This window comes from Rhodococcus sp. P4_E4, from assembly GCF_056401575.1.
The window spans coordinates 99,111-112,374 of sequence record NZ_JBFUJB010000023.1 but is presented as its reverse complement, the minus strand read 5'-3'; the positions used below and the strand labels follow the sequence as shown (position 1 = coordinate 112,374).

14 protein-coding genes and 1 other RNA gene are annotated in these 13,264 nt (G+C 62.6%); 10 read left to right on the top strand and 5 right to left on the bottom strand.

From position 1 onward, the window contains the following. Window positions 1–17: 17 nt before the first annotated feature. Window positions 18–512: a beta-class carbonic anhydrase gene (locus AC1DVN_RS24430; protein WP_019747848.1), complete on the bottom strand. Its 495-nt coding sequence runs from the start codon at window positions 510–512 to the stop codon at window positions 18–20. Window positions 513–645: 133 nt separating this feature from the next. Here AC1DVN_RS24430 and prfB point away from each other — a divergent pair, with 133 nt between their 5' ends. The 7 genes from prfB to AC1DVN_RS24395 all read left to right on the top strand — a co-directional run bounded on the left by prfB (window position 646) and on the right by AC1DVN_RS24395 (window position 6,293). Beyond that, window positions 646–1,752, top strand: a complete 1,107-nt coding sequence (gene prfB, locus AC1DVN_RS24425; RefSeq protein ID WP_003942364.1) for a peptide chain release factor 2 — start codon at window positions 646–648, stop codon at window positions 1,750–1,752. A gap of 22 nt (window positions 1,753–1,774) precedes the next feature. Beyond that, entirely contained in the window at window positions 1,775–2,659 is an 885-nt protein-coding gene (locus tag AC1DVN_RS24420; RefSeq protein WP_019747849.1) for a mechanosensitive ion channel family protein, read from the top strand. Then, the gene (locus AC1DVN_RS24415; protein ID WP_046378360.1) at window positions 2,656–3,138 is read left to right on the top strand and encodes an Rv3103c transmembrane domain-containing protein; all 483 of its coding nucleotides are present in this window, start codon (window positions 2,656–2,658) and stop codon (window positions 3,136–3,138) included. Before AC1DVN_RS24420 ends, AC1DVN_RS24415 begins: the two co-directional genes overlap by 4 nt. A 71-nt stretch (window positions 3,139–3,209) precedes the next feature. Further along, window positions 3,210–3,890 carry a cell division ATP-binding protein FtsE gene (gene ftsE, locus AC1DVN_RS24410; RefSeq protein WP_020969258.1) on the top strand — a complete coding sequence of 227 codons (681 nt, stop codon included), beginning with the start codon at window positions 3,210–3,212 and terminating at the stop codon, window positions 3,888–3,890. A gap of 81 nt (window positions 3,891–3,971) precedes the next feature. Further along, window positions 3,972–4,877 carry a permease-like cell division protein FtsX gene (ftsX, locus tag AC1DVN_RS24405; protein WP_003942367.1) on the top strand — a complete coding sequence of 302 codons (906 nt, stop codon included), beginning with the start codon at window positions 3,972–3,974 and terminating at the stop codon, window positions 4,875–4,877. A gap of 76 nt (window positions 4,878–4,953) precedes the next feature. Beyond that, window positions 4,954–5,427, top strand: coding sequence for an SsrA-binding protein SmpB (smpB, locus tag AC1DVN_RS24400; RefSeq protein WP_003942330.1), 474 nt, complete (start codon window positions 4,954–4,956; stop codon window positions 5,425–5,427). Between the two features lie 8 nt (window positions 5,428–5,435). Beyond that, window positions 5,436–6,293, top strand: a complete 858-nt coding sequence (locus AC1DVN_RS24395) for a DMT family transporter (protein WP_075832889.1) — start codon at window positions 5,436–5,438, stop codon at window positions 6,291–6,293. Window positions 6,294–6,329: 36 nt separating this feature from the next. Here the strand turns inward: AC1DVN_RS24395 and AC1DVN_RS24390 are convergent, their stop codons facing one another. Then, entirely contained in the window at window positions 6,330–6,914 is a 585-nt protein-coding gene (locus tag AC1DVN_RS24390; protein ID WP_020907208.1) for a helix-turn-helix domain-containing protein, read from the bottom strand. A gap of 65 nt (window positions 6,915–6,979) precedes the next feature. Between AC1DVN_RS24390 and AC1DVN_RS24385 the strand changes: the two genes are divergently transcribed. From AC1DVN_RS24385 to ssrA, 3 genes are all read left to right on the top strand, one after another. Next, window positions 6,980–7,927 carry an NAD(P)/FAD-dependent oxidoreductase gene (locus AC1DVN_RS24385; RefSeq protein ID WP_031332072.1) on the top strand — a complete coding sequence of 316 codons (948 nt, stop codon included), beginning with the start codon at window positions 6,980–6,982 and terminating at the stop codon, window positions 7,925–7,927. 20 nt (window positions 7,928–7,947) lie between these two features. Beyond that, a complete protein-coding gene (locus AC1DVN_RS24380; RefSeq protein ID WP_020969261.1) occupies window positions 7,948–9,486 on the top strand; it encodes an SDR family oxidoreductase in 1,539 nt (512 codons plus the stop codon). 66 nt (window positions 9,487–9,552) lie between these two features. Next, window positions 9,553–9,895, top strand: a transfer-messenger RNA (tmRNA) gene (ssrA, locus tag AC1DVN_RS24375). Window positions 9,896–9,945: 50 nt separating this feature from the next. On the opposite strand, the gene AC1DVN_RS24370 is transcribed toward ssrA, so the two are convergent. The 3 genes from AC1DVN_RS24370 to AC1DVN_RS24360 form a co-directional block, all read right to left on the bottom strand. Continuing rightward, window positions 9,946–10,926, bottom strand: coding sequence for an alkaline phosphatase family protein (locus AC1DVN_RS24370; protein WP_069145916.1), 981 nt, complete (start codon window positions 10,924–10,926; stop codon window positions 9,946–9,948). A 101-nt stretch (window positions 10,927–11,027) separates the two neighbouring features. Further along, window positions 11,028–12,311 (bottom strand): HNH endonuclease signature motif containing protein, encoded by a 1,284-nt coding sequence (locus tag AC1DVN_RS24365; RefSeq protein ID WP_477846050.1) that lies wholly within the window; start codon window positions 12,309–12,311, stop codon window positions 11,028–11,030. A 108-nt stretch (window positions 12,312–12,419) separates the two neighbouring features. Then, window positions 12,420–13,235 carry a GNAT family N-acetyltransferase gene (locus tag AC1DVN_RS24360; protein ID WP_019747857.1) on the bottom strand — a complete coding sequence of 272 codons (816 nt, stop codon included), beginning with the start codon at window positions 13,233–13,235 and terminating at the stop codon, window positions 12,420–12,422. Window positions 13,236–13,264 lie beyond the last annotated feature (29 nt).

Here is a 13,264-nt window from a genome sequence, read left to right as displayed (position 1 = left end):
GTACACAACCTACCGGCTCAAACCGGGAGGACTTCGTTCAGCTTTCCGGTGGCGACGTCGAAGACGAATCCGCGTAGGGAGGTCGTCGCGGTGACGAACGGACTGTTCTCGATGCGCTTCAACGACTGACGGACGTCCTCGTCGATGTCGGGGAACGATTCGGCAGCCCAGTTTGGTTTGATGCCGATCTCGTCCTGGATGGATCGCTTGAAGTCGTCGTCGGTGAACGTCAGCATTCCGCAGTCGGTGTGGTGGATGAGGATGATCTCGGTAGTTCCCAGCAGACGCTGGCTGATGGCGAGGGATCGGATCTCGTCGTCGGTGACGACTCCACCCGCATTGCGGATGACGTGCGATTCACCTTCCTGGATCCCCAGCACCCGATAGACGTCGATGCGGGCGTCCATGCAGGCGAGAACGGCAACGTGCTTGCTGGGTGGGAGGGGGAGCGGACCGGTGAACTGCTCGGCGTAGGCGGCGTTGTTCTGCAGGTATTCGTCGGTGACAGTCATCACTCCAGTAGGTTCCCTCGGACCCTGGTTGGCAAGGCTTCCAGTCGCGGTGATCCCAATAGGTGACGCACGGGGGAGCGGACAGGGTGACGCACAGCAGAGCCCAGGTCGGCACCCGGTAGCCTTGAGAACCGTGCATCCCGACGTAATTGCAGACCTGAACGCCCTCGACACCACCCTTCGCACCTGCGAATCGGTTGTGGACGTCGAGGAGCTGCGCCGACGCATCGACGAGCTCGAGCACCAGGCGGCCGACCCCGGTCTGTGGAACGACCAGGAACACGCCCAGCAGGTCACCAGCCAGCTCTCCCACGCCCAGGCGGAGCTTCGCCGCATCGTTGCCCTGCGCGAGCGGCTCGACGAGATGCCGATCCTCTACGAACTGGCAGAAGACGAAGGCCCCGATGCGGTGGCCGATGCCGACGCCGAGCGGGCGAGCCTGCGTGACGACATCGCGGCGATGGAAGTCAAGACCATGCTGTCGGGTGAGTACGACGAGCGCGACGCACTCATCAACATCCGCTCCGGCGCCGGCGGTATCGACGCCGCCGACTGGGCCGAGATGCTCATGCGTATGTACATCCGCTGGGCGGAGAAGCACGACTACGGCGTCGAGGTCTACGACACGTCGTACGCCGAAGAAGCCGGACTCAAGAGCGCGACGTTCGCGATCAAGGGCCCGTACACCTACGGAACGCTGTCCGTCGAGATGGGCACCCACCGGCTCGTCCGAATCAGCCCGTTCGACAACCAGGGGCGTCGCCAGACGTCGTTCGCCGAGGTCGAGGTACTGCCGGTCGTCGAGACGACCGACCACATCGAGATCAACGAGAACGACATCCGCGTCGACGTCTACCGCTCGTCCGGTCCGGGTGGTCAGTCCGTGAACACCACTGACTCCGCCGTTCGACTCACACACATCCCGACGGGAATCGTCGTCACCTGTCAGAACGAGAAGTCGCAGCTCCAGAACAAGGTGTCGGCGATGCGCGTCCTGCAGGCAAAGCTGCTCGCGGTCAAGCGTCAGGAAGAGCGCGCCGAGATGGATGCGCTCAAGGGCGACAGCGGCAGCTCGTGGGGCAACCAGATGCGTTCCTACGTTCTGCATCCGTACCAGATGGTCAAGGACCTGCGTACCGAGTACGAGGTCAACAACCCGTCGGCAGTGCTCGACGGCGACATCGACGGGTTCCTCGAGGCCGGCATCCGCTGGCGCATGAGCGAGAACCAGTCCGCATAGCGTTCGGATACCGAAAGGCACGATGACTTTACTTCGACCTGGGCAGAACCTGCTCGATTGGCTTCAAACCACCGGTTTGTCCGTCCTCATGACCGTGCTCGGCGCGATGATTCTCGCCCGGTTGGTCAGTTGGGGCGGCAACAAGGTCACCGACCAGATCGACTCCAACTATCAGTTGGGCGATGCGCTGGTTCGCTCCGAGGCGACCAAGCATCGCCACTCGGTCGCGCAGGTCATCACCTGGGTGGTCATCACGTTCATCTACGTGATCGCGACGCTGAAGGTTCTCGATCAACTGAATTTGCCGATCGGCAGTCTCGTGGCGCCGGCAACTGTTCTCGGTGCGGCGCTCGGTTTCGGTGCACAGCGCGTCGTGCAGGACATTCTTGCCGGTTTCTTCATCATCACCGAACGCCAGTACGGCTTCGGTGACACCGTCCGGCTTGCAATCACCGGCTCCTCCGACGACGCCGAAGGTGTCATCGAGGACGTGACCCTGCGCGTGACGCGGATGAGAAACTCCGACGGCGAGGTCATCACCGTTCCCAACGGCCAGATCGTGAAAGCGACCAACCTGTCCAAGGACTGGGCACGCGCCGTCATCGACGTTCCGGTTCCGGCGACTGCCGACCTCACCCGGGTCAACGAGGTACTTCGTCAGGTCGGAGTCGACGCGATGGCTGACCGTGGACTCAAGAAACTGCTGCTCGACGAGCCCACTGTCATGGGCGTCGAAAGCCTCGAGGTCGATCAGGTCAATGTGCGGATGGTTGCGCGCACGCTGCCTGGCAAACAATTCCAGGTCGGGCGAGCACTTCGTGTCCGCGTCGCCGCAGCACTGCGACGTCAGGGGATCACGGTGTCACCAGATCTGCACACCGCACGGACCGAGGAGGCGAGCGAATGACCGATCAGGAACCGCGCCGCGGACTCGACCGCCTGATTCACCTGGACTGGCTTCCGTCACGGATCTTCGGTGGCCGGATGCGCACCTCGACGTTCATTCTCGTGGTCGCCTGGATCCTCACGTATCTGCTGCACACGTACCTCAATCCGGAGGAAACGGCAGCAACTCCGCCGCCCAGCGTCGACACGTCCGTCACCGAGCCGTACATCGCTCCATCGGTCAAACCGTCGACGACGACCCCCGTGCCGTCCTCGACCGAGCAGACGACCACCTCCGAGGCTCCGTCCTCGGAATCGAGTACGGGCAGCTCCGGTTCTCCGACGCCGACTTCTGGTCCTGCGCCTGCTCCGGGAAACGCCGAACAGTCCGCGACCACGGTGCCGACGACTCCTGCGACGACGACCGTCCCGCAACCTGGTGCGGCAATGCAGGCACCGACGTCGGTGCCACAGTCACCTGCGACCACCGGTACCGGATAAGGACGAGGGTGCTCGCGCGTGGCGCCAAGGTCACCGTTAGATAACGGCTAGACTGGCTAGTTGTGATCAGCATGAAGAATGTGTCGAAGTCCTACAAGGCCTCCACCAGGCCGGCGCTCGACAAAGTCAGCGTGGAGGTGGAGAAGGGGGAGTTCGTCTTCCTCATCGGCCCCTCCGGCTCTGGCAAGTCGACGTTCATGCGGTTGCTGCTCAAGATGGAGTCGCCCACGTCCGGTGACATCGAGGTCGCGGATTTCCACGTCAACAAGTTGGCGGCCCGCCGCGTGCCGAAGCTTCGCCAGAGCATGGGCTGTGTTTTCCAGGACTTCCGCTTGCTTCAGCAGAAGACGGTGTCCGAGAACGTCGCCTTTGCGTTGGAAGTCATCGGCAAGCCCCGCAACGTCATCGCGCGCACTGTGCCCGAGGTCCTCGACATGGTCGGTCTGGCCGGCAAAGCCGATCGACTGCCCACCGAACTCTCCGGCGGTGAGCAGCAGCGCGTCGCCATCGCCCGCGCATTCGTGAACCGCCCGCTCGTGCTGCTCGCCGACGAGCCCACCGGCAACCTGGACCCCGAAACGAGCCAGGACATCATGCTGCTGCTCGAGCGGATCAACCGCACAGGCACCACCGTCGTGATGGCGACCCACGATCACCACATCGTCGACTCCATGCGTCGACGCGTCATCGAACTCGATCTCGGCAAGGTGACCAGAGACGAAGCGCGGGGTGTGTACGGCGTCGGCAGGTAGCGCCGACTACGACCACACGTCCCGTACGCCCACCGGTTGTCGTGAAACAACCGGCCTCTCGAAAAGGAATCGGATTCCCCGATGCGCGCCAGCTTTATTTTCAGCGAAGTCCTGACCGGCCTACGCCGCAACATCACGATGACCATCGCCATGATCTTGACGACGGCAATCTCCCTCGGTCTCTTCGGCGGTGGTCTGCTGGTCGTGCAGATGGCAGGCAAGACCCAGCAGATCTTCCTCGAACGCGTCGAGGTGCAGATCTTCCTGACCGACGACATCTCTTCGGCTGATCCCGGTTGCGAGCAGGAGATCTGCAGTTCGTTGCGCAAGGAACTCGAGCAGACTCCGTCCGTCGTCGCGGTTCAGTACCTCAACCGCGAAGACGCCGTGAAGGATGCCACCGAGCGCGTGTTCAAGGACCAGCCCGAGCTGGCAGCGCTGGTGAGCCCGGACAGCTTCCCGGCGTCGTTCAAGGTCAAGCTCAGTGACCCGGAGCGGTTCGGCGTCATCAACGACACCTTCGGTTCGAGGCCCGGCGTCGAGAGTGTGCTCAATCAGCGCGAGTTGGTGGACCGACTGTTCAGCGTGCTCGGTGGAGTGCGCAACGCAGCGTTCGCGATCGCGATCGTCCAGGCGATCGCGGCCATCCTGCTGATCGCCAACATGGTCCAGATCGCCGCGTTCACGCGTCGTACCGAGGTCAACATCATGCGGTTGGTCGGCGCGACGCGGTGGTACACCCAGCTTCCGTTCCTTCTCGAAGCCGTCGTGGCGGCCTTGATCGGTGCGGTGCTCGCCATTGCCGGACTGTTCACGGCGAAGAACGTCTTCATCGACGGGGTCCTGTCCGATGTCTACGAAGCCAACATCGTGGCGCGGATCTCCAACAGTGACGTGCTGTTCGTCTCGCCGATCCTCGTGCTTGCCGGCGTCGGAATGGCCGCGGTGACGGCGTACGTCACACTGCGTCTGTACGTCCGCGAATAATCGGTTTGCACGAGCTTCTATGCTGGAACAGCAAGAACCATTCGACAGCAAGACAGCGGACTGAGAGGCCCGGACAGTGAAGGAAAAGGGCCGCAAGGTCATTGCGACCAATCGCAAAGCACGCCACAACTACACGATCATCGACACCTACGAGGCCGGTATCGCGCTCGTCGGGACCGAGGTCAAGAGTCTGCGTGAAGGCAAGGCGTCGCTCGTCGATGCGTTCGCCACCGTGGACAACGGCGAAGTGTGGTTGCGCTCGTTGCACATTCCGGAGTACACGCAAGGCACGTGGAACAACCACTCTCCGCGCCGCACCCGAAAGCTCCTGCTGCACAAGCGTGAGATCGAGCACCTCGTCGGCAAGACCCGCGAGGGAAACCAGACACTGGTTCCGCTGTCGATGTACTTCAACGACGGCAAGGTCAAGGTCGAACTCGCGCTGGCAAAGGGTAAGCAGGACTACGACAAGCGCCAGGACATGGCCAAGCGGACCGCCGAGCGCGAGGTGACCCGCGAGCTCGGTCGTCGTATCAAGGGCATGCGCTGACCTCCATCCTGCTTGCCCTCGTGGCGGCAGTTGCCTACGGAGTCAGCGACTTCGTCGGGGGAGTTGCATCACGACGAGTTGCCGCACTGCGTGTGGTGATCGTCTCGTATCCGCTCTCGCTCGTCATCGTTCTGATCGCAGCACCTTTCGTTTCCGGGACGCTGACGCTGAACGGTTTGATCTGGGGCGCGATCGCGGGCGTCACGAGTGGTCTGGCGGTGTGGTGGTTCTATCTCGCGCTGGCAACTGGCCCCATGTCGGTGGTCTCGCCGCTGACAGCTGTTCTGGTGGCGGGTATTCCGGTCCTCGTCGGATTCGCATTCGGTGAGCGGCCGGGGTTGATCGCGTACCTGGGTATTGCCGTCGCGCTGGTCGCCGTCGTCCTGGTCAGCCGCGAGTCGCCTGACGACACCGCGGGTGAGGTCGCCGGCGGAATCACTCTCCGCTTCACCAGGCAAGTGGCGCTTCTGACCGTCGGAAGCGGTGGCGCATTTGCTCTCTCGTTCATCGCACTTCACCAGATCGGCGAGGGCAGCGGGCTGTGGGCGTTGGCCGTATCTCGCGGCGCCGCGACCGTCGTGGTGTGGTTGGTCGCGCTGGCGGCCGGTCACTTCGTTCTCCCACGAGGCGAGCCACTCAAACTCGCGGTGTACGTCAGCGTCCTCGACGTCGTCGCGAACGGGACGATGATCTACGCCTTCCAAGGCGGAATGCTCTCACTGGTCAGCGTGATCGGTTCGCTGTATCCGGCTGCGACGGTTCTGCTCGCCATGGTGATGCTGGGCGAGCGGGTAAGCCGCGTGCAACAAGCGGGAATGCTGTTGGCGCTGGCGGCAGTCGGCATGATTGCCGTCGCGGGCGCCTAGATTCTTTCGAGTTCCAGCGTTTTCAGTCCTAGTGTTTCAGCCGCGTCTGTCGGCCGGCGCTGCGCGTAGGTGAACACGCTCGCCCTGTTTCCCGAAGAGACTGATCGCCTCCGCAGGTCGGCTGTCGGCAGCGCTGATGCGGTGCGGAATGTGGGTGTCGAACTCGGCGGCCTCACCTGCCCCCATGATGAAATCCCGGTCGCCGAGTTGGAGTCGGATGCGCCCGGACAGAACGTAGACCCACTCGTAGCCCTCGTGGGATCCCGGTTCGCGATCGTCGTCGGTGGGGGAGATGATCATCTTGTAGGCCTGGAGGTTGCCGGGCTGACTGGTCAGCGGAATGACCGTCATGCATCCGACCGTTCGAGGTTCTTCTCGAACGCGGGGGTCCTTGATCTTGCTGTTCACCAGGTCGTCCAACGGGACGCCGTGTGCCTTGGCGATCGGCAGCAGCAACTCCAAGTTGGCTCGGCGAGTACCGGATTCGAGTCTCGAGAGTGTGCTGACGCTGATGTCGGTGGTCTCCGACAGGTCGGCCAGGGTCATGTCGGACTGCTGGCGCAACGCACGTAGGCGAGGGCCGATGCCGGCTAGAACGGCTTCGAACGATGTTTCGGTCATGGATCTATTTTGCCAAAGTGGCAACAGTGTTTGTCAAGAACGCGATCTCTTGTCATTCTGGATTCATGACGCAGAACTCATTCGACGTAGCAGTAATCGGAGCCGGCGCGGCAGGGCTGAACGCCGCACTCATCCTTGGTCAGGCACGCAGGTCCGTGATCGTCTTCGACAACGGATCACCACGGAACGCGGCCGCCGATCACATGAACGGATTCCTCTCCCGCGACGGCATGAACCCCGCCGAATTGTTGACCATCGGCCGAGGTGAGGTCCGCAAATTCGGCGGCGAGTTCCATGACGGCACCGTTGTCTCCGTGACACGGGACGGCGAGAAGTTCTCGGTAGAACTGGCTGACGGCAGCAAGATTCAGGTGCGCAAGGTCCTCGTTGCAACGGGTCTGACGGACCGCCTGCCGGTCGAACTCGAAGTCTTCGGCGAGCGTTGGGGCCGCGACGTGTTGCACTGCCCGTACTGCCACGGGTACAGCGTGCGCGATCAGCCGCTTGGTGTCATCGCCAAGAGCGCGGAATTTGCGATGCACCAGGCCCTCATGGTTCGCCAGTGGTCCGACGACGTAGTTCTCTTCCTCCATCGAATCACCGAACTGAGTTCCGAAGATCGGGAAAAGCTTGCAGCTCGCGATATTTCGATCGTCGAGGGTGAGATCGCTGGTCCCGTCGTCGAGGATGATCGGTTGGTGGGCGTGCGGTTGGCCGACGGCACTGTGGTCGCGCGTTCGGCGGTCTTTGTCGGTGGCGCTCTCACGATGGACCCCAACGATGCGATCTTGCGCGCATTCGGCGCGCAGCGCGCTGAGACGATGATGGGCGATTTCGTCACAGTCGACATGATGGGGGCGACGAGCGTGCCCGGCGTGTTCGCTGCGGGCAACGTCGTCGACCCGGGTGCCCAGGTCATCATGGCCGCAGCCGCCGGGGCGAAGGCTGGAGCGGGGATCAACATGATGTTGACCAACGACGACCTCGAGGTTGCACTCGCGCTTCGCAGTTGAATTGTGCGTAGCGTGGGGTGATGGACGCAGTGAGAGTGTTGATCACGGGTGCGACCGGATACATCGGCGGACGTCTTGCCCCTCGTCTGGTCGAAGAGGGCCATCGCGTTCGAGTGGTGGTGCGCAGCCCGGAGAAACTGCGAGATGTGCCCTGGCATGATTCGGTGGAGATCAAGCGTGGGGATCTGACCGACAGTGCCTCCCTCTCAGGTGTTTTCGACGATATCGACGTGGTCTACTACCTCGTTCACGCCATGGGCGGTGGAGGGTCGTTCTCGGATATCGACAAGCGAAGCGCGGAGAACGTCGCCGCCGCTGCTCGCGATGCGGGGGTGCGCCGGATCGTCTACCTGGGCGGGCTTCATCCGTCCGACCGAGAGTTGTCGACTCACTTGCAGTCTCGGCTCGAAGTCGGTCGGATCCTCCTCGACTCCGAGGTTCCGACAGTTGTATTTCAAGCTGGGGTGGTGATCGGATCGGGTTCGGCGTCCTTCGAAATGGTGCGCCACTTGACCAATCGGCTTCCGGTGATGACCACACCCAAGTGGGTGCACAACAACATTCAGCCGATCGCGGTGCGTGACGTACTCCACTATTTGATCGCAGCCGCGGCGACAACGCCGGAGGTCAACCGCGCCTTCGACATCGGTGGGCCAGATGTCATGCAGTACGGCGAGATGATGAACACCTACGCCGACGTCGCAGGATTGGTACGCCGACGCATCCTCGTCTTGCCCGTCCTCACCCCGCGTCTGGCAGGTCACTGGGTGGGATTGGTCACGCCGATCCCGCGGGGCTTGGCGATGCCACTGATCGAATCACTGCAGAACGACGCGGTGATGCACAACCACGACATCGACGACTTCATCCCGCCTCCGGCCGGTGGCCTCACACCGTACCGGGAAGCTGTGCGTTTGGCGCTTCGCAAGATCGAGACCGGTGAGGTGGAGACGGCGTGGTCCGGTGCGACGATCGCGGGAGCGCCGTCCGATCCTCTTCCGTCCGACCCGGACTGGGCAGGGGAGGCAGTTTACGTAGACCACCGCGAACGTGACTGTGCTGCGGATCCGAAAACCCTCTGGTCGGTCGTCGAGTCGATCGGCGGCGAGAATGGTTGGTATTCATTCCCTTTGGCGTGGGCCATCCGGGGGTGGATGGACCGCGCGGTCGGCGGGGTCGGACTGCGCCGGGGTAGGCGGGATCCACGTCGGCTCAACACCGGTGAAGCCCTGGACTTCTGGCGGGTCGAAGAAATCGATCGAGGCAAGTTGCTCCGGTTGCGCGCCGAGATGAAGGTCCCGGGCGGAGCATGGTTGGAGTTGCGAGTGTCGGAAGGTCCGGCGGGTGCGGATGGACGGCCGGTGGGTTCGCATCTCGATCAGCGTGCGGTCTTCTTCCCTCGCGGGCTCGCCGGCCGGGCGTACTGGTACTCGATCCTGCCTTTCCACGGAGTTGTCTTCCAGGGGATGATCACCAACATCACCGGTGCTGCAGAGCGTGAGACCGCAGCTATCAGGGAATCAGCTGCGGCGAAGGACACGGAAAGTGCCGCCGATTAATTGGTATGACTTCCGAACTTCGGCGCGTTATAGTGAATAGCCCCACGAAAGACGCGGGGCACACACGGGGCTGAACGGTTTCGACTGCGTGTGTTGAGTTAGGGGAAGCGTGTCGGTGCAGGCAAGAGACCACCGTAAGCGTCGCTGCAAACCTATAAGCGCCGATTCCAATCAGCGCGACTACGCTCTCGCTGCCTAAGTAGCGAAGCGTGTCTGTCAGCCCGGGGTTGCCCTCGACCCGGTTCCTGGCATCAGCTAGAGGGCTTTACTGTTCGGCTCGGTCACGGAGTCGAATGGGACATCAAACAGTGACTGGGATCGTCATCCTGGCTTGTTCGCGAGACTGGGAGATCCAAGTAGAGACTTAGCGGACTGCACACGGAGAAGCACACGCTCTCCGGCCCGACCTTTTTGCGGTCTTGCTGCGGCACTCTGCTGAGCGCCCGGGACTTCTTGCGATCAGGAGCCGAAGAATCCCAGGTCGACCGAGCCGACGAAGCCGGGAGCTTCCTTGGCCAGCGGCTTTCCGTCCAGATCGGCAGGCAATGCAACGCCCAGGCTTTGGAGGATGGTCGGCGTGATGTCGGCGATCGTGTACGCGTCGGTGGTCTTGCCGGCCGCGTATCCCGCACCGCGTGCAACGACGAATGTCGTTGCTTCCGCCGGCGTCTGGCCGCCGTGCCCTCCAGCAGGCTTGTGGCCGTGATCCGCAGTGACCAGAACCGTCCACTTCTCACCGGTCTTCGCTGCGCGTTGATCAACGGCATCGACAATCTTGCCCACCTGAGCGTCGACCGAGGCAATGGACTCTTCGTACGCAGCGCCGTTGGTGCCGCCGCTGTGCCCCGCGCCGTCCACCTGATCGAGTTGGGTGAAGATCAGGTCAGGTCCCTTGTCGGTGATGTCGCGGGCGACGGCGTCAGCGGTCGCAGCATCGGTGGCCGCTCCGGAACCTGCATCGGCAGTGGTGACGACAACGTCGGCTTTCGGCGTGCCGCTGGATGCGATGTTGTCGATGCCGCCCCAGGTGGAGATCGACTCGGTGAGCAGAGAGGGCTGTGCTGTTTCCAACCGTGTGAACACGCTCGGGTAGAGGTCGAAGCGGGCGCCTGCGTACGTGTTGTCCTTGACACCGTGCTTGGTGTCCCAGACTCCGGTCAGGATGGTCGACCACGACGGTCCGGAGATGGTGGTGTGGCCGAGGATGGAAGATTCTCCGCTGGTTCCTTCGGCGATCAGCTTCTGGAGACGGGGAGCGTCGGCGGTCTTGATGTGGCTGAGCATGGTGCCGTCAAGGCCGATGACAACTGTCTTCTCGGCGGCCGACGGATTGAGGTCGGACGATCCGGGAATTGCTGCAGCAGTTGCAGTTCCGGCAGCAACAGCGCCGGCGAGGAGGAGTGTGATAGCGGCTGAGGTGCGTGCGATTTTCTTGGTCACGCTCAAGATATTGCGATAGGACTAGACCAATTGCACTACCTGAATGCGAGGGTTGTCCGATTGTTCACGACGGATTCAGATTGGACTAGACCAATGTTTGCTCACGCGGCCCAGCCGTCGAGGATGACGCTGACCGCGTGATCGAGGTGGAGGGGCTCCCCGCTCCACGCCGGCACGATCGCGTCGTCGGGTACGTCTCCGCGCAATAGGTCATCGGCGAACCCCTCTGTTGGCGGTGCTGGGTCGATGACGTCTCCATTGGCGTAGTGGAACTCGAACTTCTGCTCGCCGAGTGCAGAGATCGTGAACTTGCCGTCGTGCAGCGCGCGGTGGCAGGTACCGCAAAGCATGATCAAATTGTCCAAGTCCGTATTGCCGCCGCGTCCCCAGAATTTCACGTGATGTGCGTGCAGGAAGCGGGTCCGTCCGCATCCTGGTGTGCGGCAGCATCCGTCGCGGTAGTTCAATGCCAACATTTGTTTAGCGCTGACGACGCGAGTCCGCCGACCTAGATTCAGAACGCATCCTTCCTTGGTCGTACCCAGGCGAAGCTTGGCGTTGCAGAGCACTTCCTCAGCGGCATTTTGAGGCAATGCGGGTCCGCTCGGCACTCGGACGGTGTTCGCTTCGTGGAAGAACACAACTTCGTTCGCGGCGGCCTTGGTCGTGCGGTCCGTGACTGAGGCGGTGGCGAGCTCTGCCATCGCGACGAGACCTGGCCCGATATTTCCGACCGGGTTCTTTGCGGCCTTCTCGTCGACGGGGCGGACGGCGGCGATTCGGGTGCGTTCACGTTCCGCCACAGCTAACGCTGCGAGGATTCGGGCGCCGTCCTGTGCAGGCAGGCGTCCTTTGATGACAAATTCGCCCGTATCCGGGTCCCAATGCCAGCGGACCTGAAGATGTTCGACCGCTTTGGTTTTGCCGGATTCGTTGTCGGTTGCTTTACGCAGACCTGCGGCGAGACGATCGATCTGGGCTGCGGGCGCCTCACATCCGAACCGAACCATCTGCTTTTCGTTGGAAGGCGTGGTGACCCGGGTGAGGGCGCGAACCTTCGAGTAGGACAGGCGGCCTTGCTCGAAGGCCTTCCGCATCTCGGGCAAAGGTCGGAGCGCTTTGGCGACGCGAACGTATTCACGGCCGGTGTGCAGGCTCATTCCGCACTTCCACGACAACCAGTGGGCGCACGAGTGCAGTCCCGGACCGGTCCATCCGCGGTCTTCGTCGAATTTCGACAGGAGGGCAAGGAATCGAGCCGTGGCCGCGGCGATCTGGCCGGCGAGGGCGCAGATTTCCGAGCCGAGCTGATCCACGTCGTCTCGGTTGGAACCCTGCGTATCTTCATCGATCGGTGGTGCGTTCTCGGTTAATGCTGCGTTCATGGTTGCCCCCCGGCTCGCGTCCGACATCATTTCGAATGTACGTTCGATGATAGATGTGGGTGCCGACACCTTCACGGATACGGGGTGAAAGCGTCCCCGCGGGGACGTCTAACTGCTTCCGATCGAGTACTCGGTGTAGGTGCCGACATCCTTGAAGCCGAGGTTTCGATAGAGCTGTGCGCCGTCGCTGGACGCCTGAAGTACTGCTGTTCGGGCACCTCGCTCGCGGGCGATGTCGAGTGCGACAAGGGTGACCGCCGAGCCGAATCCGCGTCGGCGAGCCGTTTCGAGTGTGACGACGCCATACAGGCCGGCGACGCCGGCGGCAAAGTGGACCTCGGCTCCGGCGACAGGCTGGGAGTTCGCGTACCCCACGACAAACGAACTCCGCGAACGCTCATCGAGGGCGGCATCAGCGGTGTCTTCGAAGAATCCAATTACTGCGGCTGAGGGCGGCGACCAGTTGGCGGCCATCACGGCGGCGTAGTCGGCGAGCTGGGTACGAGTAGTCACCCGATGAACGGAGAGTTCTGGGACAGGCGTCGGATGAGGGACGACGTCAAGGTCCGCCGTCATCGCTCGTTCTTCCTCGGAGCGCACGCAGCCGAGGGCGGACAGGCGAGCCCCGAGGTCAGAGGGATTATCGCGGGGTCCGGTCCACCAGGAGAACGGACGTCCGGTTGCCCGAATCGAGGCGAGGATGTCGATCAGTCGCCGATCTTCGGGCCCGTCGGCAGGTACGGCGAAGCGAGCACGAGCGATGATGTTGAAAGTGTCGTCGGCGAGGCCGCTGTCTGCGACGACAACGTCCGCAGTGACCGTGACCGATGCAGTCGGCAAGTGTTCATGCAGGTGGCAGGCATGGGAAACCAAGTTGGCGTCCATGGCGTCGAGGACGTCACCGACGAGTGCTTCACGATTCACAAAAGAAATTCTACGAACCCCATCCAAAT

Bases quoted from the DNA above. Each gene is read 5' to 3' on its own strand.
- AC1DVN_RS24365 (WP_477846050.1), bottom strand. From the start codon at position 12,311: ATGAACGCAGCATTAACCGAGAACGCACCACCGATCGATGAAGATACG.
- AC1DVN_RS24430 (WP_019747848.1), bottom strand. From the start codon at position 512: ATGACTGTCACCGACGAATACCTGCAGAACAACGCCGCCTACGCCGAG.
- AC1DVN_RS24420 (WP_019747849.1), top strand. From the start codon at position 1,775: ATGACTTTACTTCGACCTGGGCAGAACCTGCTCGATTGGCTTCAAACC.
- AC1DVN_RS24380 (WP_020969261.1), top strand. From the start codon at position 7,948: ATGGACGCAGTGAGAGTGTTGATCACGGGTGCGACCGGATACATCGGC.
- AC1DVN_RS24385 (WP_031332072.1), top strand. From the start codon at position 6,980: ATGACGCAGAACTCATTCGACGTAGCAGTAATCGGAGCCGGCGCGGCA.
- ftsE (WP_020969258.1), top strand. From the start codon at position 3,210: ATGAAGAATGTGTCGAAGTCCTACAAGGCCTCCACCAGGCCGGCGCTC.
- ftsX (WP_003942367.1), top strand. From the start codon at position 3,972: ATGCGCGCCAGCTTTATTTTCAGCGAAGTCCTGACCGGCCTACGCCGC.
- AC1DVN_RS24390 (WP_020907208.1), bottom strand. From the start codon at position 6,914: ATGACCGAAACATCGTTCGAAGCCGTTCTAGCCGGCATCGGCCCTCGC.
- AC1DVN_RS24415 (WP_046378360.1), top strand. From the start codon at position 2,656: ATGACCGATCAGGAACCGCGCCGCGGACTCGACCGCCTGATTCACCTG.